Consider the following 26,097-nt stretch of genomic DNA (forward strand, 5'->3'; position numbering starts at 1 on the left):
TGAACTTTCCGCATCCAAACTCGTCGGAGTCGACGTATGATTCGCACTGTCGTTTTTTTCTGTGGTATCTGGTTGCTGAACGCTGCTGGGGTGTTGGCCGCTCAGCCGACCGACTGGCCGCAGTTTCGGGGGCCGCTGCAAGATGGGGACGCCGGGACAGCCCAATTGCCTGCGGAGTGGAATGACCAACAAAACATCACTTGGCGCAAAGCAATGCCCGGTTTCGGCGCGTCGAGCCCGGTCGTGTTTGGGGATCGGATCTACATCACTTATTACGATGGCTATGGGCTAAGCGAAGAAGAGCCCGGCGACAAGCAGAATCTCCAGCGCCATCTGATGTGCCTGGACAAAAACTCAGGGAATGTGTTCTGGGACGAAGCCAATACGGTCAACGCTGACAAAGCGGCCGACTACCAAGGCTTCATCGCGCTGCATGGGTATGCTTCCAGCACGCCGGTTGTAGACGACAGCGGCATTTTCGTTTACTACGGCAGCGGCGGCGCAGCGGCTTACTCGCATGACGGCAAGTTGCTGTGGCAAAAAGTGCTGGGAGAGAAGACGCATGCCTTCGGCACGGCCAATTCGCCGGTGCTGTTTGAAGATTTGGTCATTATCAACGGCTTCGTCGAATGCGGCGCGATTGTCGCACTGGACAAGGTGACCGGTCAGGAGCGTTGGCGGTTTGATCAAGTCAATCGAGCCTGGAATACGCCCTGTTTGGTGGCGGTCGATGGCAAGCACGAATTAGTTTTTAGCTCCGAAGGAACGATTCGCGCCTTGGATCCGGCGACCGGCAAAGAGCTTTGGTTTTGCAAGGGGATCGACGACTATATCTGCCCCAGCGTGATCGCGCATGACGGGATCGTGTATGCGATTGGCGCCCGCAAGAGCACCGCGGTTGCGATCAAAGCCGGCGGCCGCGGCGACGTCTCAGAAACGCATCGCTTGTGGGAGCAAGGTAAAGGCTCGAACGTCTCGTCGCCGGTTTACCACAATGGCAATCTGTACTGGGCCAGCGAAGGGAAGGGGATCGTCTATTGTGCCGACGCCAAGACGGGCGAGCTGAAATATGAAGAGCGGCTTGAACCGCGGCCGGGTCGCATCTACGCTTCGCCGATCGTCGCCAACGGAAAGCTGTATTACGTCAGTCGCGACTCTGGCGTCTACGTACTGGCCGCAACTCCAGAATTTAAACTACTAGCACACAACGTCGTTAGCGACGACGATAGTATTTTCAACGGCAGTCCGGCCGTCTCCGGCGGCAAGATGTATCTGCGTAGCAACAAGTTTTTGTACAGCATCGCCAACTAATGGCCCCGTTTACGGTGGAGGGGCACTGTGGTACTATTCACCGTTTTAATGCACAGTTTTCGGCATCTTTTAGCGCAATAGGGTGAACAATGGCATACGAAGTAACGCTCATCACCGGCGATGGTACCGGTCCTGAACTCGCCGAAGCCGCGCGCAAGTGCGTGGACGCGACCGGCGTCAAAATCAATTGGGATGAGCAAGAAGCTGGCGTCGACATCATGGAGAAGGTCGGCACGCCGCTTCCCGAGTCGGTCATGGATAGCGTTCGTCGCACGCGCTGTGCGTTGAAAGCGCCGATTACCACTCCGGTTGGCACCGGCTTTCGCAGTATCAACGTTCACCTGCGTCAAGAGCTAGGCCTGTTCGCTTGCATTCGCCCTTGCAAGTATTACCCCGGCGTCCGCAGCTACTTCAGTGAACTGAACGTCGACATCGTCATCGTCCGTGAAAACACCGAAGACTTGTATGCCGGCGTAGAGTTTGAAGCAGGCAAGCCTGAGACTTCGCAGCTGATTGAGTACATCAACAGCCTGCCTTCGGACAAGAAGATCAAGACCGGCGGTGAAGAGACCGGCGTTTCGATCAAGCCGATGAGCGTGAGCGGAACGAAGCGGATCGTGCATTGTGCGTTTGATTACGCCCGCAAGAATGGTCGCAAAAAAGTGACGGCCGTTCACAAAGCGAACATCATGAAGTACTCGGACGGTTTGTATCTGAAGACCGCCACCGAAGTCGCCAAAGAGTATCCGGACATTGAGTTCGAAGAACGTATCGTCGACAATATGTGCATGCAGTTGGTGCAAAAGCCCGAACTGTATGATGTTATCGTGTTGCCGAACTTGTACGGCGATATCCTGAGCGACCTGGGCGCCGGCATCGTCGGCGGTTTGGGCGTCGCCCCAGGCGCCAACCTCGGCCCCGAAGGCGCCGTGTTTGAAGCGACCCATGGATCCGCCCCCAAGTACAAAGGGCAGAACAAGGTCAACCCGGTCGCATTGATCCTGTCTGGCATGCTGATGTTGCGGCACCTGGGCGAAATTGACGCCGCCGATCGCTTGGAGAAAGCGGTCGCCGACGTGATCGCAGAAGGCAAGCACGTCACCTACGACTTGAAGCCGCATCGCGACGATCCAACCGCCGTCGGCACGCAAGAGATGGCCGCCGCGATCTGCGCCAAACTGGGCGGCTAGTCGCAACGACCGGTTATGTTCATCCAGAAGGAGCCGTCTCGCCTGAGACGGCTCCTTTTTCGGTTAGATTCCGCACCAACCGGGATGGGACGTGATTTCCCTCGCTTGCGCTGCGGGCTAGTGTCCTGTCTTGCGAACTTCGAATCGCATTACACTAGCCCGCAGCGCAAGCGAGGGAATGCGGTCGCCAAACCGAAAACCCTCAAATCAGCAATCGATCTTAGAACGTTGCTAATTGGGGGACCTAAGAAGAGGATCCACTTTGCTAACGGCGGAAGATTTTAAAGACTACGTCAGCGGGCGCCGCAAAGGCTTGGGCGGCTTTGTCATGCGCAGCATGATGTTGGCCGCTTCGAAGCTGTACGGCTTCGGTGTGCGTTATCGTAATCGGCAGTACGATCGCGGCTCGAAACCTAGCGAAGAAGTAGGCGTACCGGTTATTAGCATCGGCAATCTGACGCTGGGCGGCACTGGCAAAACGCCGACCGCCGCTTGGCTGGCGCGGTGGTTTCGCCGGCATGGCGTTCGCGTCACGCTGATCAGTCGCGGATACGGAGCCGAGCAAGGAGAGCTGAACGACGAAGCCCGCGAGTTGGATGACTTGTTGCCGGATGTTCCGCATCTCCAGAACCCTGACCGGGTCGCTGCGGCCAAGGTTGCAGTCGAAGAGTTGGCGGCGCAAGTCTTGTTGCTGGACGACGCATTTCAACATCGGCGGATCGCACGCAGCTTGGATATCGTGCTGCTTGATGCGACTGAACCGTTTGGCTATGGCTATCTCTTTCCGCGTGGGATGCTGCGTGAGCCGCTGGAAGGGTTGGTTCGCGCCGATGTATTGGCGCTGACCAGAGCCGACGCGGTCTCGGCAGAGGATCGCCAAAAAATCCATAATCAGGCGCGCCAGTACAACACGCATGCGCTCTGGATCGAGATGACCCATCGTCCGTCCCATTTACGCAACGCTGACGGCGAGACATTTCCGCTGGATCAGTTATCAGGCAAGCGAGTTTCGGCATTCTGCGGGATCGGCAATCCGGGCGGTTTTCGCCATACGATCCGCAGTTGCGGCGCCGATCTAGTCGAACTGAAGCCGTTCCCCGATCACCACATCTACAAGGCGGCCGATATCGAGTCGCTCACCGATTGGGTCGAAAAGCAGCGCGTCGATTATCTGCTGTGCACGCACAAAGACTTGGTCAAAGTAGGCGTCACTCATTTAGGGCAAACGCCGCTGTTCGCTATCGTGATTGAAGCGGAGATTACTGTGGGTCAGGCCGAGTTGGAAGAACAACTGAACAAGCTAGTCGCCGAGATTCCGTCCGATGCGTTTTAACTAATACGTCTCGCCGGCATGCGTGCGCGGGGTCTCGGAGGTCAAATGAAAGATTGAGTTGGCTGAGATCAATCTCGTTTTTCCGCTACGACGTCGCACCAGCGTGATGCCGCAGTTGTCGTGATGGATATGGCCAACGCTATCAAGCGGCAGTTCGAGTAGGTAAGCAATCATCGCCCGAATCACCACGTTGTGCGCCACCACGGCGACACGCTGCTGCGGATGCTTATCCAGAATATCCATCAACTGCGGAACGACGCGAGCCTGAACTTGCGTCAGGTTCTCGCCGTCGGGATATCCATGTTGAGCAGGGCTGGTGTGATGCAATTGGTAAGCGTCTGGATCATTCGCTTCGATCCAGCCCCAATCCTTCCCTTCCCAGCGGCCAACGTCGACTTCCTTTAGCAATGCATTTGGCTGAATCGCTAATTGGCGGCCGGCGGCAAGTTTTTCGGCTGTTTGCATTGCCCGCAGTAGGGGACTGCTGTAGATCGCAGCTAGCGGCGTCTTGGCGAGAAACGTCGCGGTTTCTTCGGCCTGACTCAGGCCGATGTCGACCAGGGGGCCATTGATGCCGCAGCCTTGCAGCACAGGAGGCCGGCTAATGTTATTGGCGGTAGCGCCATGTCGGATCAGGTACATCCAGGTCGTAAGTTTGGCGGAATCGGCAGACATCGGCGGCGTTCGATCGTTGGCGGAAAGAAACAGAGTGCTAGCACCGCTATCCTACTTTTTTGCTACTGCGGCGAGAACCAGCGGATCGCTGAGCTTCTTATTCAGCAGAGGGGGGGTGGGAATCGTATTGACTTTGGGCATCGATTTTGGGTATCTATGCCTGCGATGAGAAGCGCGAACCTGCGCTTCTTGCTGCGCCAAGACGAAGAGAAGAGGATCTACCGCTCCACTTCTAGCATCGGCACGGAAGCCGACGCCGCTTGAGCCAAACAGAAGAAAATTCAAACTCCGCACCGATGGCCGACGAAATCAAGGAAGATATCGCCCCGGAAACTGCGGCTGTCCCGAAACAGGGATGGCTCGGGCTACGGATGCGCGTCTTGATCGTCGGCATTTTGGCTTCCGGCTCACTAGGCGGAATCGCCTTCCTGCTGACCGCAAATTCTGATAGCGGCGGTCGCGAGACGATCTATACGGCGCTCGAAAAGTTGGAAGCAGGAGACTACGCCGATGCACGACGTATCGCCGAGTCGTTTGTCGGCAATTATCAGTTGCCGGAACCAGAGCAAGCGATCCCGCCGTATGTACTGGGATCGATCGCCTACCACGATTCGGATCAGTTCTGGAGCGAACAAGACAAACAGAGGATCTATCTGATTGCCGCTCGCTATTTGCAGCAATCGTCAGATTTGGGCTACCCAGAAGGATATGCGACGGAAGGAAACTACATGCTCGGCCGCAGTTTGGTCTTGAGCAAACAATATGGCAAAAGCATTCCGGTGCTGCTGAAAACCTACGAAGCGGCGCCCCAATATCGTCGAGAGATCGAAGACATGTTAGCCAGCGCTTATCTGGCTGACGCCTCGTCAAGTGAAACCCAACTCAGCGACGCACTGACCTGGGCAGACAAATATTTAGAGGTAAAACTGCTTTCGCCGCAGCAGCGCGATGAGGCGATGCTCCGCCGCGCTAAAATTTTGCTGCGTCTAGGGCGATTGAATGACGCAGTCGCTGCCGTTCAAGAAATTGCGAAAACCTCACCTGCCTATATCGATTCGTTAATTGTTTTGGGAGAGGTCGATTTGGCGCGGGCCAAAATCGACGGCCCCAATCACGAGCAAGAGCTCAACGAAGCGATTGATCTGCTGCGACAAGCGGCCGACAACCAATTGGTGGGTACTGATTCGACGCGGGCATCCTCTTATTTGTTAGCAGTGGCGCTGGACGAAGCAGGCGAAAAGCAAGCTGCTTTGACGCAGGCGGCGCGTACCCGCAAGATTTACTTTCGCACTCCCGAGGGGATCGCGGCAGGCGTGCTCGAAGGACGTTTGCTGCGTGAAGCGAATCGTTTTGAGGAAGCGGTCGACGTTTATCGCCGCACCTTACAAGACGCGGCGCTTGAGGCCGAGTTTCGCAATCCTTATCTGACGATCGAACAATTGCGGATCGGAGTGACCTCCGCCATCGAAGAGTTCCTGGCCAAGCAGCAGTTTCAAAACGCCGTCGAAATCGCTCAAGCGTTGACGCCGCTTTTTCCCCACGACCAAGCGCTGCAAACCGAAGGCGACATCCTGGTCCGCTGGGGCGAAACGATCATCAATCAGGCCAAGGTCGCCAAGCTTGCCGAGGCGGAACTCCTGCGCAAGGAAGCGCGCGAGCGATTTCGCAGCGCTGGCCGGATTTACGAACGTCTGGCCTCTGAACGCTTTGCTGCTCGCAGCTATACCGAAGAGCTGTGGAAAAGCGCTGACGCGTACATCGATGGGCAAGACTACACCAAAGCGATCGAAATGCTGGACATGTACAGCCAGTATGAAGATCGTTCGCGCCAGTCGCGGGCCTTGGTCGCCAAAGCTCGTGCGCTGATCGCCCTTGATCGCGCGGACGAGGCGCTCGACTTGATTCATGAATGTCTTGACTTTTATCCTCGTGATCCCGTTATTTACGATGCGCGATTGCTCGCCTCGGAGGCCTATCTAGAGATAGGCGATGTGACGCTGGCCGAGGAAATGTTGCAAGCGAATCTGAATGATGGCCGCTTGGAGCCGCAGTCGTTGGAATGGCAGAATTCACTGTTCTCGCTTGGCCGCGTGCTGCATTTGGAAGGGGAGATGTTCGAGGCTCAGGCACGCGTCAAGGGGATTTTAGAAGACCCTGCCGCGATCCCACGTGAAGCGTTTGAACTGCTAGAGAAGAGCAACAGCTCTTACCTGCTGGCGATCAAAAATTTGACGATGGCCGTGCGCCGTTATCCCCACGATCCGCAAGCGGTGATGGCTCGTTACTTGGCGGCAGAATCACATCGCCGCTCGTCGATGCTGCCGCGCAAACGGTTTCGCTTGGTCGACATCGAAACACAGCGCGTTCGTTTTGACAAAGAAGTGAAAGATAACCTGGAAGCGGCGCTGGAGATCTATGCCTCGTTGGTTGACGAACTGACCGAAGAATTTGAAACACGCGGCGAACTGCACCCGGTGCATGCCGACATTTTACGTAATAGTTATTTTGCGCAAGGGGCCGCATATTACGACTTGCAGCAATTTCCCCAAGCGATCGAAGCTTATTCGACTGCGTCCAATCGCTATCAGAATGATCCGATTGCGTTGGAGGCGTTTTCACAAATCGCCAACTGTTATCGCTTGATGGGACAACCGATCGAAGCAAAGGGAACGCTCGAACAAGCCAAGATCGTGCTGGATCGATTGCCCGAGAATGCGGACTATACCGAAACGTCCCACGATTCGGCGGATGAATGGCGCAAGTTTATGGATTGGCTCATTTCCACCCTTTAAGAGAATCGTTACCGCTATGCATGCTTACGCCGAAACTGACCAGCTTGCGCAACTGATCGGGCACAAGCACGATCTGTTGTCAAAGTTGCAGTTGTTGTCGCGACGCCAGTTGCAACTAGCGGGGCATAGCGACCATATCACCGATTTGATGCGCGTGGTCGCTGCAAAACAGACGTTGATTGAGATGCTGTTGGACGTCGATCGACGGCTTGATCCGCATCGTGAATGTGAGCCAGAGCATCGCCATTGGCGATCGCCGCTGGATCGGCATCGCTGTAGCGAAGCGACGCGTGAGTGTCAGGCAATGTTAGATGAGTTGAAGCAGATGGAAAACGAGGCGGAAGAGCGCGTTCGCGCCAATCGAGACGAAATCTCGCGTAGTTTGCAAACGACCCAAGGTTCGACCGCAGCGATTGACGGATACGCGTCAACGTCAGGGTCGGTTCACCGCATTGATTTAACGGCAGGTTAATCATGTCACGGCTCGCAAATAACAATCGATTGCCCGAAAAAGATGTCGCCGATCAGGTGATTGCCGACGCATTTGCCGCGGACGGAGCGATTGACGTCGATCGCTTGCTCTCGGCATGGGATCTCGCCACCACGCGTTTGCAAGAAACGCATGAAGCGCTCCGCCGCGAAGTAGCGCGACTGTCGGATGAACTCGAAATCAAGAATCGCGAGTTAGCTCGCAAGAATCGGCTAGCCGACTTGGGCCAGATGGCGTCGCACGTCGCGCATGAAGTTCGCAACAGTCTGATGCCGCTCACCATGTACGTCAGTATGTTGAAGCGTCAGTCCGACTTCGGCCCGCACAGCGCGGCAATCGGCAAGAAGATCGAAAACGGTCTGACTGCGCTCGATTCGACCGTCAACGATCTACTTCACTTTACCTCAGATCGTCAGCCCCAGTGGAGTCGCTTTCCGTTGGCTCCGTTGCTCGAAGAAGTCTGCGATACGCTCGCTCCACAGTGCGAAGCGCAAAAGGTCAAGGTCGCGATCGACGTCGATCCGATGCTCACCGTACGTGCGGATCGCGGAATGGTGCGTCGCGCCGTGTTGAATTTGACTCTAAACTCGTTGGACGTCATGAGCGACGGAGGCCGCTTGGTGCTGACCGCTTGTTGCGGACGGTCCGGCGTCGAAATTGAATGTGCCGATTCAGGACCAGGTTTTCGACCGGAAGTTGCGATTCGCGCCTTCGATCCCTTCTTCACTACCAAAAATACCGGCACCGGGCTTGGACTAGCGATCGTTCAGCGCGTTGCAGAAGCTCACGGCGGTCAAGCGATCGCAATGAATTGTCCTGAAGGGGGCGCCGCCGTCACGCTGGTGCTTCCGCAATCTCGCAAGGAGGCTGTCGCATGAGTATCGTCGAATCCCCCGTCGCCACCGGAAACATCTTGGTGGTTGATGACAACGCTCGGGCTCGTCAGTCAATCATTGATGTCTTGGAAATGCTAGGACACCGCGGCGCTGCTTGCTCTAGTGCGCACGAAGCGCTGCAGCGAATGGACACGGTCGACTTTGACGCGGTGGTTACCGACCTGCAGATGCCTGGCATGGATGGTTTAGAACTGGTTCAACAAATCCGTCGGCGTGACGCGCATATCCCCATTGTGATGGTCACAGCGCATGGCAGCGTATCGACAGCGGTCGAAGCAATGCGCTTTGGCGCCGCGGACTATTTAGAAAAACCGCTTAACGCCGATCGTCTCGAAGCGGTCATCAATCGCGTGCTGGAGAGCGCCGCCAGCGGTGATCGAGCTACGGTCTCAACCCCGGGAGAAACCAATCAAGTTGCGATGATCGGTGACAGCCGTGTGATGCAGCAAGTGCGGCGCCGAATCGCCCAGGTCGCTCCGACCGACGAAACCGTCTTAATCATCGGCGAAAGCGGCGTCGGCAAAGAGTTGATCGCGCGGACGATTCATGAGTCGAGCCGCAGAGCGGGAAGAGCCTTGATCAGTTTGAACTGCCCAGTGTTGTCTGCTCACTTGATGGAAAGCGAGTTGTTTGGACACACCCGCGGCGCTTTCACCAGCGCAGACTCGGCGCGGGTCGGACGATTTGAACTGGCCGAACAAGGGACGATCCTGCTAGACGAAATCAGCGAAATCGATTTGCCGCTGCAAGCTAAGTTACTGCGCGTGCTGCAAGAACGCTGCTACGAACGAGTCGGTTCGAGCGAGACGGTTGAGACCGATGTTCGCGTGCTGGCGACTTCCAACCGCGATTTGCCGGGCGAAGTGACCGCCGGGCGTTTCCGTCGCGACCTTTATTATCGCTTGGCGGTCGTTCCGATCGAACTGCCGCCGCTGCGTCAGCGCCGCGATGACATTCCGCTGCTGGTCGAACACTTTTTGCAGCAAACCGCGACCCGGTTGGAAAAGCCCGTGTGCATCCTCCAGGCCGCAGCACTTGATCTGCTGATCCAACATGATTGGCCAGGTAATGTTCGCGAACTGGAAAACATCGTGACGCGGGCATGCGTGCTGGCGATCGACGGACAGATCTCGGCCGGTGATCTCAGCGGTTGGCTGCAGAGCGAAATGACGGAGGATATTACCGACTTCGATGAATCGCAGGTCGGGGTCAAGCTTGACGAAATGGAGCGCCGGTTGATCTCGGCGACGCTAGAGCATTATGACGGTCACCGCGAAAAAACTGCTGCCGCACTCGGCATCAGCCCGCGGACCTTATCCAACAAATTACGTGGTTATGGCCTAGCTCCGCGTGCGAAAACCTTCGCTAGGGCGATTTAAGGAAACGGGGCGATGCGTAAGCCGATCGGCAAAAATTTCCGAATGGCAGCAGCACGATTTGCTGCTGCCAAGCAGAGCAACCCGAGGGGGCTTGCGCGACATCGCATGCAGATTGCCGAGCTTACCGCAACAAGTTTAAGGTACGCCTTTTGCAAGATTCCCTTTCGTCTGAAAGGAGCAGAGCGATGAGCGGTTCGATTTTTAACGCCAGCACGGTTCCGATGCTCGAGCAAGTTTTGAACTTCTCGCAGTCTCGACACAATCTGCTAGCGGGCAATATCGCAAACCTCGATACGCCTGGATATAAAGTGCGCGATCTGAATGTGGACAAGTTCCAGATGAAGTTGCGTGAGGCGCTTGAAGAGCGGAATAAACCCAACGAGCCGCTTTCGCCGGGACTGGTTTCGACGCGTGAGTCGGATCCCATGCGAAGCGTAAGAGATTCAATCCCCGGCATTTTGTTTCATGACGAAAGCAATGTCGGGATCGAACAACAAGTCATGGAATTATCCAAGAACCAAATCATGCACAACATGGCGATCTCGTTGATGGAACAGCAGATGCGGTTGTTACAAACTGCGATTAGCGAACGCGTATAACCAGGAGAGTATTGATGAACGGCGCTCTCGATATCAGCTCTAGTGCGATGGTTGCTCAGCGTGTCCGCTTAAACGCGGTCACCAGCAACATCGCGAATATGTCGTCATTGCGAGATGAGAATGGGGACATTGCTCCCTACAAGGCTCGACATGTGATTTTTCAGACTGACAGCGCAATCCGTGCACCTGGCGGCGCCTCAGGCGTGAAGGTTTCGTCAATCGAAGAAGAGCAAGTCGAACCGATTTATCGCTATCAACCCAACCATCCGCTCGCGATTACGGAAGGTAAATACAAAGGCTACGTGGCTCACCCCCGGGTCAACATGGTCGAACAAATGGTCGATGCGCTCGAAGCTTCCCGCGCTTACGAGGCGAACATCGGCGTGGTCGAGATTTCGAAGAATCTCGCCTCTCAGTCGCTGCGGATTTTGGCGTAACGCAAACCAGATAACCGACCATGAAACCGATTCACAACATCTCGCCGCAGACAATCTTGCCGAGTCACTTGACTCGACCGGCCGGAACGGCTCAGCCGCACGAGTCGTTTACTAACTTGTTTATGGAAGGCTTTACGCGCGTCAACGAGATGCAGCAACAAGCCGACCGAGCAGTCGAGCAGTTACAGACCGGCGGCGAAGTTAATCCGTCCGAAGTCCTCATCGCCGTCCAGAAAGCGGACGTCGAATTCAAGCTGATGATGCAGGTTCGCAACAAGATGTTGCAAGCCTACCAAGAGATCAAAGACATTCGCATTTAACGGCTTGCAGCCCTGTTGATATTCTCGACAGACTACTAGATTATTCCGCACCTGAGTGAATGGGGTCCATGGATGGACTTTTTGAATAAAGCTTTTGAGCAGATCAAAGACCTGTTTTTCTCGATGACGGCGGGCTCGCGCATCATCGCAGGCCTGTTGATTGTCGTGATTATCGCCAGCTTCGCGTTTCTGTTTCAGGGCGGAATGTTCGAGCGTGATGCGCCGTTGTTGGCTGGCGCGGCGGTCGATCCCGCCGATCAAAAAGCGGTGCTCGCCGCTTTTGCCGGGGAAGGCCTGGACGACTACAAGATCGAAGGAAGTCAGATCTTTATTCCTCGCGGCAAACGAGCCGAATATGTCGCTGCAATGGTCAAGCACGACGCCATACCGCCAGAGTTTCATCAAAGTATGGAAGACGCGGTCGACAATGCAAATCCGTTCGAGTCCGAACAGCATCGTTCGGATCGCCAAAAAGTAGCGAAGGAAAAAGACTTGGCTCTTGTGCTGCGTAAGATGCGTGGGATCGAGTTTGCATCGGTTCATTACGACATCGAAGACAAGGGAGGTTTCCCCCGTCGCAAGGTTTACACCGCCTCCGTCGTCGTGCGACCGCTGGGGTCAGAAGAAATTGATCAAACGCTGGTTCGCAGCATTCGTAACTACGTCGCCTACTCGATCGCAGGTCTTTCACCGGAGCACGTTTCGGTCACCGACTTAAATTCCCGCAGGACTTTCTCTGGCGATACTGAAAACCCGGCCGAAGACGCTTACGCGGCTCGCAAGCAGTTCTTTGAAAACTCTTGGCAAGACAAGATCGCCGCGGCGCTCAACTACATCGATGGCGTTAATGTCACCGTCAACGTCGAGCTTGACCCAAAAATGAATCAACGTGAAGAACGTCTAGAGCATGGGGCTCGTCCGATCGCGCTGCTGACTTCGGCCGAAAAGCGGACTGAATCAAGCAAGATCCCGAGAGCAGGAGGGCGACCGGGGCTAGCGGCTCAAGCGCCAAATCAGCAAGCCGAACTGACAACTCCGCCGGCGCGCGAATCTTCGATGGAAGAAAGCCGCGAAGAAACGGCCTCGGTTACCGACAAGACGTTGATGCTCAGCGAGACTGCTTCGCTGACTCCACAGCAAGTCCGCGTGGTTGTCACCGTTCCGCAAGATTACTACGCAAGCATCTGGAGCAAACAAAATCCGACGGCGTTGGGTGCACAAGCGGCGAAACCTGATCCCGGCGTCCTGAAGAAGATTGAAGAAGAAGTCAAAAAGGGAATCGAATCGCAAGTGGTCACGCTGCTGCCGCCGCAACCGCCGGGAGACGATCCCTATCCGCAGGTCCATGTGACATCAGTCACGCGTACCGATCTTCCGGCCCTGGCCGAACCGGAGTTGGCCGATACCGCAATGCTATGGTTGGGCTCGAATTGGCAAACCGTAGCGATGATCGGCGTTGGTCTCTTTGCATTGTTGATGCTTCGTAGCATGGTCAAGAGCCAGCCGGACGAGCCGAAGTTGGAACAAAGCATTCGTCTGGCGACGCCGTCGCAAGCGGATGACGACGTAGACGAAACGGACATGACAGGCATGCTTAAAAAACGCTTCACCAAGAATAGTCCGAATCTCAAGGACGAGCTGATCGAAATGGTTCGCGAAGATCCAGACACGGCTGCCGGGATTTTGAAAAACTGGATCAGCGCCGCTAGTTAAGCGAATTAAGGGGGAAACAACATGACAATCAAAATTGATCAGCAGATGATACGTAAAGCGGCCATCGTCGTCGCCGAATTAGATCCGGACGCCGCCGATACGCTGCTGGAAGCCTTTCCAGAAGAAATCGCCCAGCAGGTCCGCTACGAGTCGCTAATGGTCGACGACGTTCCGGCCGAGGAACGTCGCGCCGTACTGACCGAATTCATGCAGCGACGCAGCGGAGCAGCTGCGCCGAAGCAGTCCGCTAAGGACGAACTGATGCTTAGTTCCGCGTCGCGCCAACCTGCGCGAAAGAGAGCCGAAAGATACGAACCGCAGCCGGCAGCAGCGGTACCGCCGCCGTTTCACTTTTTGAACGAAGCTCCGCCTGAAATGCTGGCGCCCTTTTTTGAACAAGAGAGTCCGCAGGTCATCGCCGTCGTCCTCTCGCATCTCGATCCGACGCGGGCTTCCGCGATTTTGCGCGAGTTACCGGTCGATATGCAGGCCTCGGTAATCCAACGCCTTGTCGATCTGGGACATACCGACCAAGAAGTGCTGCGAGACATCGAATCACGTTTGCAATCGATCGTCCAAGATCAACTGCAAGCCATGACGCATCGTCGCATCGGCTTGTCAGCCGCCAAAGCAATCTTGGCTGCCTCAGACCAAGCGAACGCCATCGAAGTGCTGAAAACACTCAAGACTCGCAGCGCTGCAATGGCGATCCGACTCGGCGCCGACGAAGAGTTGCGGGTGGTCGAAAAGGATCCGGCAACGGACTACTCAGAAGCGATCTATGGAGACCATTCGCCGCTCCCCTCGCCGCGGATTTCCGCTGAAATCACTGCCGCCGACGGCGTTGTCAAAAAGGCGCCTCCTGCGCCGTCGATTGCGAAAATCGAACCATCGGTAGAACCGTGCATTCCGCTGGCTGAGTTCGTTAAGTTGGATGACATGCTGCTGGGGCGCGTTTTGTCTGAAACAGAGCCGCAGCTAGTGTTGTTAGCGCTGGCTGGCGCATCCAACGTCGTAGCGCAGCGATTTTATCGCGGCTTATCGAAGCGCGAAATTCAAGATTTGCAGCGGCGCATTCGCGATTTGCAACCGGTGTTGATTCGCGATATTGACGCTGCACAAAAGAAATTGGGGACGATTGCCGCCCGGGTAATCGCGCAAGGTCAGCAAAGCGGTTCTCGGTTGTCGGCATCGGCTTAAGAAAGAGATCATGAGCGTAATCAAAGCGGAACAACTGCTACGCGAAGACCACGATTTTTCGGCGGTCGCCTTCAATTTTGAAGACGTCACCGATCGCGCGCAAGGCGAACTGGCCAAGATCAAATTGTATGCGGCCAAGCTGATTCAAGACGCACAGCAGGAAGCGACGAAAATCCGTCAACAAGCGACCTCGGCCGGACTTAGCGACGCGACGCAAAAAGCGCAGCAGACGCTGAAAGTACAAGTCGACCAGCAAGCGGCGACGGTGGTGCCGGCGCTGCAGCAAATTGTCAAAGAGCTGTCGGAAGCGAAGCAGGTGTTTCTGAAAGAGTGGGAGGACGCTGCACTGCACGTCGCCTGCTCGATCGCTGAAAAGATTATCCGTCGAGAAATTGCGAATCGGCCCGAGATCGGCGTCGAGATGATTCGCGAAACGATCAAGCTGGCCAGCGGGTGCGGCGAGATAGTTGTCCATATGAACCCGGCTGACATCAATGCGATGGACCAAGGGGCGGCCAATTCAGCCAACGTGTTGCGCAAGCTCTCGCCGTCGCAGATTGTGCCAGATTCTGCCCTCTCGCGAGGAAGTTGCCGAGTCGAAACGCAATTTGGTGCAATCGATGGTCAGATCGAAACGCAGTTGCAACGGATTGAGGAGCAACTGAAGTAAGCCATGGAACGAATTTGTAGTCAACTTGAACAACTGATGTCGCACGACCTAGTGGGCGGCGTGGTGGAGACGATCGGTACGACGGTCGCCGTCGGCGGATTTCCGGCGCCGGTTGGATCGGTCGTTGAGATTCAACGTCAGTCTGGCAAGCCTTTGGCGGGCGAAGTGGTGGGGTTCCGAGGTGAGCTGACGCTCGTTTTTCCTTTGGAGCAACTCGCCGGCGTACGACAAGGGAGCAGCGTTCGCCTGATTCGCACGATGCGGTCGATTCCGGTAGGCGATTCACTGCTGGGGCGAATTGTTGACGCGCACGGCAACTGTATTGACGGCTTGCCGCAACCGGCGCTGACGACGCGATCTCCCTTAGACCAGGACCCGCCGCTTGCGACCAGTCGCACTCGAATTCACGATACATTCTCGACTGGCGTTCGCGCGATTGACGGCATGTTGACCTGTGGAGATGGGCAGCGCATCGGCATCTTCGCCGGCTCAGGTGTCGGCAAGAGCGTGACGCTTGGCATGATGGCGAAATACGCCTCGTCCGAGGTGAACGTGATCGCGCTGATTGGTGAGCGAGGACGTGAAGTCAACGACTTTATCGAGCGGGACTTAGGGCCCGAAGGAATGGCGCGGAGCGTGGTGGTTGTTGCGACCAGTGATCAGCCGGCGATCATGCGCGTCCAAGCGGCGATGGCTGCGACCAGCATTGCAGAGTACTTTCGCGAGTCAGGGCGACGCGTGTTGTTCATGATGGATTCGGTGACTCGGTTTGCGATGGCGCAACGTGAGATCGGACTGGCCGCCGGCGAACCGCCGACGACCAAAGGATACACGCCGTCGGTGTTCGCGATGCTGCCGAAGCTCGTCGAGCGGACTGGCCGCAGTTCCAAGGGAAGCATCACCGCGTTTTATACCGTGTTGGTGGAAGGCGATGATACCAACGAACCGGTCAGCGATACCGTCCGCGGTTTATTGGATGGCCACGTCATCCTGTCTCGCGCGATTGCGGCCAAAGGGCACTACCCGGCGATTGATATCCTGGCCAGCATCAGTCGTTTGATGAACGATCTGGTCAGTGACGAGCTGCGTCGTGCGGCCCAGACAATTCGCGAATTAATGTCGACTTATCGTGAAAACGAAGACCTGATCAATATCGGCGCCTACCGCCAAGGAACCAACCCGCAAATCGACTTGGCGATTCGGATGCGGGGTGAGATTGACACCTTTTTGCGACAAGCGATGCAAGAAAAATCGTCGGTCCCTGAAGCACAACAGCAGCTAGTGCAACTTGCCGCCAAATGCGGCGTCCGTCCGGCTCCAAATGCGGCGGTGATGGCCAAAGCAAAACGCCAAACGCAGCAAGCAGGCGCCTAACGCGCGACAAAGGTTAATTCATGGCTAATTTTCAATTCCGGCTGGCGACTTTTCTGAAGCTGAAAATCGCTGCGCGCGATCAGCGTCAAGCCGAGTTAATGGAAGTATTGTCGATACAAGAACAACTCACTCGCGAGACCGAAGAAGCGGCTGAAATGCTAGAGACGACCATCAGCGAAGCACGCGAAGGCTGCTCGATCGGACGGATGAACGTCGATAGCCTGATTGTCGCCCAGCGAGAACTAAATCATCTGCGCTCGCTGATCGCGCATAAGCAAAGTTTGCAACGAAAATTGACTCCGCATATCGAACAGCGTCGCAACGTATTGCTGGAGGCGGAAAAAGAGGTTCGCTCGCTTGAAAAACTGCGAGAACGACAAGAGCAGCGTTATCAGAATGAGCAAGAACGGCTGGAAAGTTTGCAGTTAGACGAAATGGGGCTGATCGCCTTCGCGCGGAGGAAACGATAATCGATGGCCGCATTGAAACTAGCTGCGAGTACATTCGCCTACTTGTGTGTCGCTACAGTATTAGCTGCCGCAATCGGAGCGGGGATATTGGTCGCCACCAATCGTGTTGACAGCGGCAAGGCTTACTCGATTCTCGCAATCGTCTACGGAATTGACGAAGACAAGATTCGCGAGCAATTGGATGAAGAATCGAAGCCGGCGGAAGACAATGAAGAGCCTGATATGCAGGCCGTCATCGATGCGCGAGCCCGGCGGCACTTAACGCTTGACTTTCGAATCCAGGCGTTGGATACGGGGATTGAAAATATTCGCGGCATGCAAGCAAATCTGGCCGAGGAACGTCGTCGTTACGATCAGCTAAAGACATCTTTTGACGATCGATTGAAGAAGCTGGAAGAGGGGGTGCGTGATGACGCGATTGTCGAACTGCAACGAACCATGGAAGCAATCGACGCACGTCAGGCGAAAGAGCAGATGATGATCATGCTTGAGCGAGATGATAATTCGATGCAGGATGTCGTGACGATTCTGAAAGCAATGCCGAACGATAAACGAAAGAAGATCATTGCCGAATTCCGCACTGAAGATGAGAAGCAGAAGTTGGCGGACATTTTGAATCAGATTCGCTTAGGCGTGCCGGAAGCGTCGCTCATTAAAGATGCGCGAGATCAACTCGGGCAGTTTCAGCCCGAAGCAACGTAAGGGAAGCGACAGTTATGGAAACGCGAGATTCTCAGAACGTGCAATCAGCAACGCTGTCGCTGCCGCCGCGCACAATCGGCGTTGCCGGAACTGCGCCTGCCGATGCATTGGCGTTTATTAATCTAATCCAGCAAAACACTGCCGCGATGATCAAGTCGCCGGGCGCACAATCGCAGTCGTCTGGCGCTTCCAGCAGCGTCGATCGGCCCGCAACGCGAGATCGTGACGACTCGGCGAGCGAGAGCGATGATTCGCCTGTAGGCGATGAGACTGATGCGCAAGCGAAGTCAATTTACGAAGCCTCTGGTTCTGGCGACGATGATCTTACGCAATCCGAGCTACCAGAGATCACCGATGGCAGCCTGGTTGAGGATGATACGAATGAAGAAGAGGTGATCGTGGGTGAGGTCAAGGTCGCCACCCCGGTCGAAGACGCCGCCCCAGTGAAGTCAGCAGATGACAAAGTGAGCACAGATGAAGCGTCGACGCACGAGTCGGCCAAGGCGTCGCTCGCGGAACTTAACAGCGATACATCCCCAGACGATACTGCCGGAGTTGATCCCAACGGGGAACAAGAGGAAGCGAGTACCGATTTTGCCCAGCAACTTGCCAATGTAGGCGCCGCAGAATCTACGGCGGCAGCGGACTCAGAAACGCTTGCAGACATCGCAGCGATAACAGGCAAACAGAGTTCGGATACCGATTCAGAACTTGTGGAATCGCCGGAAGAAACCAAGCTAGTCGAGGAGCTCATCGCTGAGGGGCAAGAGCATCAAACGCCTGCGGATGAGAGGCATGCTGAGAGCGAGCAGATTCGCCAGGCGCAAGACGCCGCAGCTGCCGCTCTAGAGCAACAGCCTGCCGCCGCTGGTTTATCAGCTGCCGAAGAGTTCGCTCAAAACCGTCGTGAAGCGAGTCAGCGGATCAACAAAGCGAACGAGGGGAAGCAAGAAGCTGACGCCCAGATCGATCCAGCGGCCAATGCAGAACCTTCAGCTGCGCCGCCGAGTGGGACAGCATCGCCGCCTGGTCTGAGCGTTGCGATGGATGCCGCCGAACTCCCCGCCGCGCCAATCACGATCGCCACACCGAAAAGCAGCGTTGCAAGTAATTTAACTAGCAGCGTTGAAGCGTCCAGCGGCTCTACCGAGCCAGGTTTGGGGACGGCGATCCAACGTGGGTTGCAGCGAGGCTTGCTACAGAACGCGACGAAGTCAGCAGGGGATGCTCCGCCGATTGATACGGCGAAACAAATTCAACTGATCCAACGCATCTCCCAGGCGGTGCGCACTGCGCAAACGCAGGGAGGTCCAATCAAATTGCGTCTGAGCCCACCAGAGCTGGGATCGCTGCGTGTCGAAATGGAAGTCGACGAAGGAGGCATGAAGGCGAAGCTAGAAGTGGAGAGTGAAGCGGTACGTAAAGTGTTGCTCGAAAATCTGCCGCAGTTGCGCGATCGTCTGGCCGAATTGAATCTACGCGTCGATTCGTTCGACGTCTCTGTCGGACAAAACGGAAACTCGCAGGACGCCGGCGGAACCTTCGCAGATCAACAACCGAATTCATCCAAGCAAAGACAAACGCCTGGCGGACAACGTGGTTCGACCAAGCTTGAAACGCCAAGTGTAGAAACAACTTCGGCGCCTGTCGTATCGAGCAATGGCCAGCTGAATGTAATGGTCTAACGGACTCAGACAACTTGAATTTCGCATGCGTCGTGCGGCGCTGCGCGTAGGTATCGAATCAGCATGAGGTACGTCAAAACGTACTCGTTTATTTGGAGCGTTCTATGTCAAGTGTGGGCGGCACAGGGTCGACAAGTAGTAGTAGCGGACAGGGCTCCAAGGCTGGAAACAGCCTGCAAGATCTCGACATGGATCAGTTCCTGAAACTGATGATCGCCGAGTTGCAGAACCAAGATCCGATGGAGCCGATGAAGAACTCAGAAATGCTTGAGCAGATCGGCCAGATTCGTAACATTACGGCGACCGAGCAATTGTCGACAACGCTCGATAACGTGTTAGACGGGCAAAATATTTTGTCCGCCACCACGTTGATCGGTGGACAAGTTCAGGCGCTGACCGACAAAGGTGATGTCGTATTTGGCGTGGTGACAGGCGCCCAAATAACGCCGAACGATGATGGTGTGCGAGAGGTGAGTCTGAAGGTGATGACCGACGACGGTATTGCGACAGTGAAACTGGATGACGTCTTCACCGTCTTGCCTTCATCGGCGGGGCAAGCTCCACCGGAAGAAACCGACGAAACAGATGGAACGGATACGACTACCGGAGGCGGGGGCGCCTCGGGGGCAGACGAGACAACAGATGCTTCGAGCGATGACGCAGACGACGGCACGACTGCCGCAGCCTAATCGTTGGTAATGAGTCATTGAGATCATAGAGCGGCGAGCGCTCGGCCGCCGCAAGAACATTCATTCAGAATTCCACTTACGGAGAAGTTGAGCCATGGGTTTAGCATCGGCTATGACGACTGCGTTGACAGGCATGACGGCTGCCGAAACGCAGATTGACGTGCTGGGCAACAACCTGGCGAACTCGCAAACGGTTGGCTTCAAGTCATCGGACGCGCTGTTCGCCAATCAGTTTTTGCAGACGCGCGGGCTCGGCTCGAAGCCAAGTGCGACGGACGGCGGCACCAACCCACGTCAAGTCGGGCTCGGCGTGATGGTCGCAGAGATTACTCCCAACTTCACCCAGGGGACGATCGAGGTCAGCTCGAATCCGTCGGACCTAGCGATCCAGGGAGACGGCTTCTTCATCGTGCAGGGGAATAATGGCGAACGTCTCTATACGCGCAACGGCATTTTCAAAACCAACTCAAACAACGAGCTGGTGACCACCGGCGGCGAACGCGTGCTTGGCTTTGGGATTGATGATAACTTCAATATTCAAGAGACGCAGTTGGTGCCGCTGACGATTCCGTTGGGCGCCGCTGCAGTCGCCAAAGCGACTGAGAACGTCTATCTCGAAGGGACGCTGCCGGCGACCGGTGATCTAGCTACCGTTGCACAAGTGATTGAGAGTGCGATTCTCGGCAATAGCGCTATTCCACGGCCTGACTTGACCGGCGCTTCGTTGCTGGTCGCGGATACGCCGGATGACAGTTCGTCGACTACGACCAGCGTCGCGACGCCGGGGATCGTTGGACTCGTCCAAGGACAAACCGAAGGCGCCGGTTCGGTTCCGGATGGAACTTACGACTATCGTTTTACGTTCTCTGACGCTGCTCTCACCAATGAGACGCAGGCCTCGGCCAACATCAATGTCAACGTGGCCGACTTGGGAGACGCAATCCCAGACAATAATACCGTGACTTTCGCAACTCCCCCGCAGAGTTCCAGTCACTCGCAACTCAACATGTACCGCAGTAATGACGGCGGAGCGACCTACTTTTTTGTCAACTCGTTCGCGATGGGCGGCGCCGTCGCCGATACCGCTGCGGCGCCAACGGCATTGCAGTTGGGGGCAGCCAAAGTTGGCGGAACCGGATCCAACGGTTTGTTGGGGGGCGGCGACGTCTACGAATATCGCTACACCTTTGTTGACGCCGATGGAAACGAGACGGTTGCATCTGATGGTCAACAGGTCACGGTGGATGGTGCGCCGGCTGATGGCAACGGCTATTCGGTCGTCCTCGATAACATTCCGACCAGTGCAGACTTTACCGACGTCCGGATCTATCGTACCGCCGCCGGCGGCAGCGATTTTTATGAGCTCGATACGATCAGCATGGCGGCCGCCGCTACTCCGTATGTGGACGACGGCACGACGCCGCTGACAACCAATGAGCTGAACGAAGATACGATCAACGGCAACTATTCTTATCTGGTCACTTACGGTCGGACCGGACAGCAAGAGAGTCGCCCTTCGTTGGTTCTCGGTCCTCAGAATGTCATTAACGGTCGGATCAATCTGAGAGATTTGCCGCCGCCGTCGGGGGGAACTCCTCCCTATGACACGGTGAATGTCTATCGAAACTTGTCGACCAACTCGTCTTCCTATTATCTCGTTACCGAACTGAATCCCGGCGAAGATTTTGTTGACGATCGATCCGATGCAGAGATATCCGACCTAACCAATTCGGACAATCGTCAGATTGACTTGGATGGACCGAAAATCGACTCGAACACTTACTTGGTCGATGTGGTCAAACGTGATGGCTTGAACTTCGAGAATATGTTTTCTGAAGGAACTCTGACCTTTAAGGGTTCCAAAGGGGACCGGACCCTTAACGAGCAGACATTTACTGTCACCAGTACGACGATCGTGCAGGACTTGGTCGAATTTCTCGAAGCGTCGCTAGGTATTCAGCCTGCGGTCGACGGCAACTCGAACCCGATTCCTGGTTCCGAAAACAATATCGCCGGTGAAACAGGCGGTTTGTCGCAAGGGATTTACATCACGGGCGAAGGACGCATCCGTGTGGTTGCGAACAATGGCGTCGACAACGGCATCGACATTGGGCTCTCTTCATTTCAATTGGACAACGGGTCAGGCGTTATTCAAAACCCGAACCTCAACTTTGGCGTCATTCAAGAGGCTGTTGGCGAAAGCGCCGTAGCTGACGTGATTGTGTACGACTCGTTGGGCGTGCCGATTAATGTTCGCGTGACGACCGTGTTGGAAGCCCGCAACGGCACCAATACGATCTATCGCTGGTTCGCTGACTCTCCAGACAATGACGGCGATACAATCGGCGACGAGTCAGAAGCTGCCGATATTTCGGTCGGTACTGGGCTCATCTATTTTGATGGCGATGGTAACTTTATCGGCTCTGACAACAATACGGTAACGATCAACCGGCGCAACATTCCGTCAGAATCGCCGCTGGAGTTTGACCTCGACTTTTCGCAGCTCTCGGGCTTGGCGGCTGATAAAGCGACTTTGAACGCTTCGCGGCAAGACGGTTCAGGCACCGGTAAGCTAAACAGCTTTATCATCAGCGAAGACGGGATTATCCGCGGCGTCTTTTCTAGCGGCGTTGATCGCGATCTCGGGATGATTCAGTTGGCTCGTTTCGCCAATCCCAGCGGTCTAGAGCAACGCGGCAACAATTTGTTCGCCGCCGGCGTGAACTCGGGGTTGCCGATTCAAGGGGATGCCGGAGAAGAGGGGATTGGTAGCGTCATCGCTGGCGCCGTCGAATTGTCGAATACCGACATCGGTGGAAACTTAATCGACCTGATTCTGGCCTCCACCCAATACCGGGGGAGCTCTCGAATCATTACAACCGCGCAGCAATTGTTCGACGAATTGTTGAATATCCGCCGATAGTCGGGATATTCCGATTGTGCCGATAGGCGACCTTCGATATTTTTAGGCCCCCGCCCGTACCAACTGCGAGCGTGGGCCTATTTTATTAGGTACCTCCAATGATCAAGCTGACTCGGCTGGGAGGGCATCCGTTCGTATTGAATGCAGAATTGATTCAGTACGTCGAAGCCAACCCGGACACTTTCATCACTTTAACGACCGGTGACCGGATGGTTGTCGCCGAATCACTGGATGAAGTGCTAGCACGTGCGATTCGGTATCAGCAAGCAAAATTTCTGGCTCCACCCGGACCAGTAACTCCTGCCGCGACGGCATAACGTGGGCAAAATTTAGTTTATGGACATTGCGTCGGTAATCGGCCTGATCGCCGCGTTTGGATTGATTCTTGTCGCGATCCTGATTGCGCCTGGGTCCTCGTTGGCCGCGTTCATTGATATTCCGTCGGTACTGGTCGTCTGCGGCGGCGCGGTCGCCGCCTGCATGATGGCGTTCCCGCTGAAGACAATCATCAGCTCGCCTATGGCGATGAAAGTTTGCTTCCTCAACAAGCCGACCGACGTGGTGGGTTTGATCAAAGAGATCGTCAGCTTGGCTGAAACAGCCAGACGCGACGGTCTGTTGGCGCTGGAAGGGCGGATCGCCGAGATTAGCAATTCATTTATTATCGTCGGGATTCAGATGGCGGTGGACGGCGCTCGTCCCGACGTGATCGAAGACCTGTTGCGCACTGAGATTGACGCGGTCGCTACGCGACATCGTGATATTAAAGCATTTTACGACCAGATGGGACGCTTCGCGCCGGCTTACGGCATGATCGGTACGCTGCTCGGCTTGATCATTATGTTGGGCAATATGAGCGATCCCTCTTCGATTGGGTCTGGTATGGCGGTCGCTTTGTTAACCACGCTCTACGGCGCGATCGTTTCTAATTGCGTCTTTCTGCCGTTTGCTGAGAAGCTCTCGTTTTTGAACAAGCAAGAACTGCTGACGATGGAGATCATCGTCCGCGGCATCATGGCGATCCAATCGGGTGAAAACCCGCGGGTGATTGAGCAAAAACTGCGCACGTTTCTGCCGCCTGCCGCACGCAAGAAAGCCGAAGAGGCCAAATAATGGGTGACGACGACGCACCAGGGATCCCAGAGTGGGTCGTTACCTTCGGCGATATGATGTCGTTGCTGCTGACCTTCTTCATCATGTTGGTCTCGATGAGCGAGATCAAAAAAGAAGAGCACTTCCAAGCGTTGGTCGAGTCTTTCCGACGTCAATTCGGCCATGATGACTCGATGAATAGCGTCGTCGCCGGTACAGCGCAGCCGCGGAACTCGCACTTGTCAAACCTCGCGACAATGGGACGCGCCAAGCGTTTCAGCACGCAGGAAGGGGGCGATAAAGTCAAAGCCCCTGTCGGCGATAGCCCGCAAGTCCGCATTGTGCGTCCCGGCAGCAGCACCGCTGTCGGCACGGTCATCTACTTTGCCGACGAGTCAGCCAAGCTGACCGATGAGATGAAGCGAGATCTCCAGGTTCAAGCGCAAGAGTTCGGCGGCAAACCGCAGAAAATTGAGATTCGCGGACATGCGGCGCCCAAACCGATTTCGAGCGGCGCACCGTTTGTAGATCATTATGATTTGGGGTACGAGCGGTGCCGGGCTGTGATGGATTTTCTGGTGTCGCTTGGCATCGATCCGCAGCGATTGCGGATTTCAACGGCTGGTAAGAATGAACCGATTCACATCGGCACCGATCCGTTAAAATTAAAACAAAACTCCCGTGTCGAAGTTTTTCTGCTCGACGAAGTGGTGGATGACTTGGTTGGATCTGGCGCCGAACAATCACAGCGAATCACCAACGGCGGCCCGACCGGCGATCCGAAAGATCCAAAACCATAACGCAAAATGCATGCTAGGCTTGAGGGTGAAGAGAGATTTTATTAACCCTTAGCGACAGAGTTCGGCGGTTATGGCTGGATCAACGCCCAATAGCTCCGGTGGGCCTTCGTTGCTGACCAAGCTCAAAATTCTGGGTGCGGTATTAGCGCTGGTAGGCCTGGAATGCGTGCTCGCTTACTTCGTGATTCCTTCACCAGAAGATGTGATTGAAGCCGCGGAAATGCGAGCGCGACAGCACGCGGCCACTGAGCCCGACGTGGAAGACCTGACGACGGTTAGTGATAAAGCGACCGTCGAAATCGATCTCGATAACTTCGGCATCACCGCCTATCAGCCGCTGGCTAACACGACGCTGCGGATTGACTTTCATCTGTATGCGATGGTGAACGCGGAGAATCAAGCCGAATTTGAAGGTCTGATGGCTCAGAACGCGCATCGCTTTCGCGAGCAGGTGATCGTAACGCTTCGCAGTTCTGAGGTCAGCGACCTGACCGACCCCGGTTTGGGCTTGCTAAAGCGGAAGATTTTAGAGAAAACCAATCGCATTCTGGGTAAACCCCTCGTTAAGTCAGTCATATTCAGCGACTACTCCTTTATCGAGCAGTAGCGCTCTGGAAATATTTCGGAACGGATTCCGATGAGCGACGATCAAATTGGGCAGGACGAAATTGAAGAGCTGTTGCGCCAAGCGTCCAGCGGCAAGCTCGAAGCGACTGCAGATGTAAAACCTCCCTCGGCCGAGATCGAGTCGCTGGGACAGAACGAGATTGAGGCGCTGCTAGCCGGAGGCGGATCTTCCGCTCCCAAAGCTGCCGCTAGATCGGCGGCCGCCGCAACGACAGCCGCTCCGGCGTCATCGCGTGATAGCAGCGATGGTGGTATGGATCCGAATGACATCGAATTTCTGTTGAATCAAGCCCAAGCAGCGCTCGCTTCGCTTGATTCCCCGGCCGAGATGGCCTCGGACGCCCAAATGTTCCAGCTGCGCGACTTCGGCGGCGCCCCGGCTAGCACCAGCAAAACTACGATCGATCTGGTTCGCGACGTCGAACTCGACGTCAAGATCGAGCTGGGACGCACCCACATGTATCTAGAAGACGTCCTGAAAATGAACAAAGGCTCGGTCGTCTCGCTTGACAAACTGGCAGGCGATCCGGTCGATATCTATGTCAACGGACGCATGATCGCACGCGGCGAAGTGCTCGTTCTGAACGATAACTTTTGCGTTCGCATCGCCGAATTAATTGTCGGCGACGGCATCGATTAACTGTCCCCCAGCGCAGACAGGTCCTTCAAACGCTAGCAGCAGAATTCGCGCTGGCGATTCGCCTTGTAACGCGGGACGCCCGCTTCTATG

Annotated in this window: 25 protein-coding genes; 24 read left to right on the forward strand and 1 reads right to left on the reverse strand. The window is 55.6% G+C overall.

Translation table 11 applies throughout. The annotated features are described in order from the left end of the window. Positions 1–36: 36 nt before the first annotated feature. From SH421x_RS05245 to lpxK, 3 genes are all read left to right on the forward strand, one after another. Positions 37–1,311: an outer membrane protein assembly factor BamB family protein gene (locus tag SH421x_RS05245; protein ID WP_488854347.1), complete on the forward strand. Its 1,275-nt coding sequence runs from the start codon at positions 37–39 to the stop codon at positions 1,309–1,311. Positions 1,312–1,400: 89 nt separating this feature from the next. After that, entirely contained in the window at positions 1,401–2,501 is a 1,101-nt protein-coding gene (locus SH421x_RS05250) for an isocitrate/isopropylmalate dehydrogenase family protein (protein ID WP_488854348.1), read from the forward strand. Positions 2,502–2,763: 262 nt separating this feature from the next. Then, on the forward strand, positions 2,764–3,834 hold the full coding sequence (gene lpxK / locus SH421x_RS05255) for a tetraacyldisaccharide 4'-kinase (RefSeq protein ID WP_488854349.1): 1,071 nt from the start codon (positions 2,764–2,766) through the stop codon (positions 3,832–3,834). On the opposite strand, the gene SH421x_RS05260 is transcribed toward lpxK, so the two are convergent. Continuing rightward, positions 3,835–4,509 (reverse strand): histidine phosphatase family protein, encoded by a 675-nt coding sequence (locus SH421x_RS05260; RefSeq protein ID WP_488854350.1) that lies wholly within the window; start codon positions 4,507–4,509, stop codon positions 3,835–3,837. A 260-nt stretch (positions 4,510–4,769) separates the two neighbouring features. Between SH421x_RS05260 and SH421x_RS05265 the strand changes: the two genes are divergently transcribed. The 21 genes from SH421x_RS05265 (at position 4,770) to fliN (ending at position 26,007) form a co-directional block, all read left to right on the forward strand. Then, positions 4,770–7,301, forward strand: coding sequence for a hypothetical protein (locus SH421x_RS05265; RefSeq protein WP_488854351.1), 2,532 nt, complete (start codon positions 4,770–4,772; stop codon positions 7,299–7,301). A 16-nt stretch (positions 7,302–7,317) separates the two neighbouring features. Further along, a complete protein-coding gene (locus tag SH421x_RS05270) occupies positions 7,318–7,773 on the forward strand; it encodes a hypothetical protein (protein WP_488854352.1) in 456 nt (151 codons plus the stop codon). A gap of 2 nt (positions 7,774–7,775) precedes the next feature. Further along, positions 7,776–8,669 (forward strand): sensor histidine kinase, encoded by an 894-nt coding sequence (locus SH421x_RS05275; RefSeq protein WP_488854353.1) that lies wholly within the window; start codon positions 7,776–7,778, stop codon positions 8,667–8,669. Next, complete coding sequence (locus tag SH421x_RS05280) at positions 8,666–10,066, forward strand: sigma-54-dependent transcriptional regulator (protein WP_488854354.1); 1,401 nt, start codon at positions 8,666–8,668, stop codon at positions 10,064–10,066. The genes SH421x_RS05275 and SH421x_RS05280 overlap by 4 nt, the downstream gene beginning before the upstream one ends. 185 nt (positions 10,067–10,251) lie before the next feature. After that, positions 10,252–10,665 (forward strand): flagellar basal body rod protein FlgB, encoded by a 414-nt coding sequence (gene flgB / locus SH421x_RS05285; protein ID WP_488854355.1) that lies wholly within the window; start codon positions 10,252–10,254, stop codon positions 10,663–10,665. 14 nt (positions 10,666–10,679) lie between these two features. Then, positions 10,680–11,102, forward strand: coding sequence for a flagellar basal body rod protein FlgC (gene flgC, locus SH421x_RS05290; RefSeq protein WP_488854356.1), 423 nt, complete (start codon positions 10,680–10,682; stop codon positions 11,100–11,102). A gap of 20 nt (positions 11,103–11,122) precedes the next feature. Further along, a complete protein-coding gene (gene fliE / locus SH421x_RS05295; protein WP_488854357.1) occupies positions 11,123–11,422 on the forward strand; it encodes a flagellar hook-basal body complex protein FliE in 300 nt (99 codons plus the stop codon). An 81-nt stretch (positions 11,423–11,503) separates the two neighbouring features. Continuing rightward, positions 11,504–13,135 (forward strand): hypothetical protein, encoded by a 1,632-nt coding sequence (locus SH421x_RS05300; RefSeq protein WP_488854358.1) that lies wholly within the window; start codon positions 11,504–11,506, stop codon positions 13,133–13,135. A 21-nt stretch (positions 13,136–13,156) separates the two neighbouring features. After that, entirely contained in the window at positions 13,157–14,335 is a 1,179-nt protein-coding gene (locus SH421x_RS05305) for a FliG C-terminal domain-containing protein (RefSeq protein ID WP_488854359.1), read from the forward strand. A gap of 10 nt (positions 14,336–14,345) precedes the next feature. Then, the gene (locus tag SH421x_RS05310) at positions 14,346–15,005 is read left to right on the forward strand and encodes a FliH/SctL family protein (RefSeq protein ID WP_488854360.1); all 660 of its coding nucleotides are present in this window, start codon (positions 14,346–14,348) and stop codon (positions 15,003–15,005) included. Positions 15,006–15,008: 3 nt separating this feature from the next. Continuing rightward, positions 15,009–16,379: a FliI/YscN family ATPase gene (locus tag SH421x_RS05315; RefSeq protein ID WP_488854361.1), complete on the forward strand. Its 1,371-nt coding sequence runs from the start codon at positions 15,009–15,011 to the stop codon at positions 16,377–16,379. 20 nt (positions 16,380–16,399) lie between these two features. After that, positions 16,400–16,849, forward strand: coding sequence for a flagellar export protein FliJ (gene fliJ / locus SH421x_RS05320; protein ID WP_488854362.1), 450 nt, complete (start codon positions 16,400–16,402; stop codon positions 16,847–16,849). 3 nt (positions 16,850–16,852) lie between these two features. Then, complete coding sequence (locus SH421x_RS05325) at positions 16,853–17,551, forward strand: hypothetical protein (RefSeq protein WP_488854363.1); 699 nt, start codon at positions 16,853–16,855, stop codon at positions 17,549–17,551. Between the two features lie 14 nt (positions 17,552–17,565). Beyond that, the gene (locus SH421x_RS05330; RefSeq protein WP_488854364.1) at positions 17,566–19,236 is read left to right on the forward strand and encodes a flagellar hook-length control protein FliK; all 1,671 of its coding nucleotides are present in this window, start codon (positions 17,566–17,568) and stop codon (positions 19,234–19,236) included. Between the two features lie 104 nt (positions 19,237–19,340). After that, on the forward strand, positions 19,341–19,925 hold the full coding sequence (locus tag SH421x_RS05335; RefSeq protein WP_488854365.1) for a flagellar hook assembly protein FlgD: 585 nt from the start codon (positions 19,341–19,343) through the stop codon (positions 19,923–19,925). Positions 19,926–20,019: 94 nt separating this feature from the next. Then, positions 20,020–22,848 carry a flagellar hook-basal body complex protein gene (locus SH421x_RS05340; RefSeq protein ID WP_488854366.1) on the forward strand — a complete coding sequence of 943 codons (2,829 nt, stop codon included), beginning with the start codon at positions 20,020–20,022 and terminating at the stop codon, positions 22,846–22,848. Positions 22,849–22,946: 98 nt separating this feature from the next. Beyond that, positions 22,947–23,165 (forward strand): flagellar FlbD family protein, encoded by a 219-nt coding sequence (locus tag SH421x_RS05345; RefSeq protein WP_488854367.1) that lies wholly within the window; start codon positions 22,947–22,949, stop codon positions 23,163–23,165. 19 nt (positions 23,166–23,184) lie between these two features. Then, entirely contained in the window at positions 23,185–23,961 is a 777-nt protein-coding gene (locus SH421x_RS05350) for a motility protein A (protein WP_488854368.1), read from the forward strand. Further along, on the forward strand, positions 23,961–24,740 hold the full coding sequence (locus SH421x_RS05355; protein WP_488854369.1) for an OmpA/MotB family protein: 780 nt from the start codon (positions 23,961–23,963) through the stop codon (positions 24,738–24,740). The genes SH421x_RS05350 and SH421x_RS05355 overlap by 1 nt, the downstream gene beginning before the upstream one ends. A gap of 70 nt (positions 24,741–24,810) precedes the next feature. Then, positions 24,811–25,347 carry a flagellar basal body-associated FliL family protein gene (locus SH421x_RS05360; RefSeq protein WP_488854370.1) on the forward strand — a complete coding sequence of 179 codons (537 nt, stop codon included), beginning with the start codon at positions 24,811–24,813 and terminating at the stop codon, positions 25,345–25,347. A 30-nt stretch (positions 25,348–25,377) separates the two neighbouring features. Next, on the forward strand, positions 25,378–26,007 hold the full coding sequence (gene fliN / locus SH421x_RS05365; RefSeq protein ID WP_488854371.1) for a flagellar motor switch protein FliN: 630 nt from the start codon (positions 25,378–25,380) through the stop codon (positions 26,005–26,007). The last annotated feature ends 90 nt before the right edge of the window (positions 26,008–26,097 follow it).

This window comes from Blastopirellula sp. SH421, from assembly GCF_057808535.1.

What these genes read in the sequence shown, in the direction of transcription:
- SH421x_RS05335 (WP_488854365.1), top strand. Translation starts at nt 19,341, where the DNA reads ATGTCAAGTGTGGGCGGCACAGGGTCGACAAGTAGTAGTAGCGGACAG.
- SH421x_RS05310 (WP_488854360.1), top strand. Translation starts at nt 14,346, where the DNA reads ATGAGCGTAATCAAAGCGGAACAACTGCTACGCGAAGACCACGATTTT.
- fliN (WP_488854371.1), top strand. Translation starts at nt 25,378, where the DNA reads ATGAGCGACGATCAAATTGGGCAGGACGAAATTGAAGAGCTGTTGCGC.
- flgB (WP_488854355.1), top strand. Translation starts at nt 10,252, where the DNA reads ATGAGCGGTTCGATTTTTAACGCCAGCACGGTTCCGATGCTCGAGCAA.
- flgC (WP_488854356.1), top strand. Translation starts at nt 10,680, where the DNA reads ATGAACGGCGCTCTCGATATCAGCTCTAGTGCGATGGTTGCTCAGCGT.
- SH421x_RS05280 (WP_488854354.1), top strand. Translation starts at nt 8,666, where the DNA reads ATGAGTATCGTCGAATCCCCCGTCGCCACCGGAAACATCTTGGTGGTT.
- fliJ (WP_488854362.1), top strand. Translation starts at nt 16,400, where the DNA reads ATGGCTAATTTTCAATTCCGGCTGGCGACTTTTCTGAAGCTGAAAATC.
- SH421x_RS05355 (WP_488854369.1), top strand. Translation starts at nt 23,961, where the DNA reads ATGGGTGACGACGACGCACCAGGGATCCCAGAGTGGGTCGTTACCTTC.
- SH421x_RS05360 (WP_488854370.1), top strand. Translation starts at nt 24,811, where the DNA reads ATGGCTGGATCAACGCCCAATAGCTCCGGTGGGCCTTCGTTGCTGACC.
- SH421x_RS05340 (WP_488854366.1), top strand. Translation starts at nt 20,020, where the DNA reads ATGGGTTTAGCATCGGCTATGACGACTGCGTTGACAGGCATGACGGCT.
- SH421x_RS05305 (WP_488854359.1), top strand. Translation starts at nt 13,157, where the DNA reads ATGACAATCAAAATTGATCAGCAGATGATACGTAAAGCGGCCATCGTC.
- SH421x_RS05260 (WP_488854350.1), bottom strand. Translation starts at nt 4,509, where the DNA reads ATGTCTGCCGATTCCGCCAAACTTACGACCTGGATGTACCTGATCCGA.
- SH421x_RS05350 (WP_488854368.1), top strand. Translation starts at nt 23,185, where the DNA reads ATGGACATTGCGTCGGTAATCGGCCTGATCGCCGCGTTTGGATTGATT.
- SH421x_RS05345 (WP_488854367.1), top strand. Translation starts at nt 22,947, where the DNA reads ATGATCAAGCTGACTCGGCTGGGAGGGCATCCGTTCGTATTGAATGCA.
- SH421x_RS05315 (WP_488854361.1), top strand. Translation starts at nt 15,009, where the DNA reads ATGGAACGAATTTGTAGTCAACTTGAACAACTGATGTCGCACGACCTA.
- SH421x_RS05270 (WP_488854352.1), top strand. Translation starts at nt 7,318, where the DNA reads ATGCATGCTTACGCCGAAACTGACCAGCTTGCGCAACTGATCGGGCAC.
- SH421x_RS05275 (WP_488854353.1), top strand. Translation starts at nt 7,776, where the DNA reads ATGTCACGGCTCGCAAATAACAATCGATTGCCCGAAAAAGATGTCGCC.
- SH421x_RS05325 (WP_488854363.1), top strand. Translation starts at nt 16,853, where the DNA reads ATGGCCGCATTGAAACTAGCTGCGAGTACATTCGCCTACTTGTGTGTC.
- SH421x_RS05245 (WP_488854347.1), top strand. Translation starts at nt 37, where the DNA reads ATGATTCGCACTGTCGTTTTTTTCTGTGGTATCTGGTTGCTGAACGCT.
- SH421x_RS05250 (WP_488854348.1), top strand. Translation starts at nt 1,401, where the DNA reads ATGGCATACGAAGTAACGCTCATCACCGGCGATGGTACCGGTCCTGAA.
- fliE (WP_488854357.1), top strand. Translation starts at nt 11,123, where the DNA reads ATGAAACCGATTCACAACATCTCGCCGCAGACAATCTTGCCGAGTCAC.
- SH421x_RS05330 (WP_488854364.1), top strand. Translation starts at nt 17,566, where the DNA reads ATGGAAACGCGAGATTCTCAGAACGTGCAATCAGCAACGCTGTCGCTG.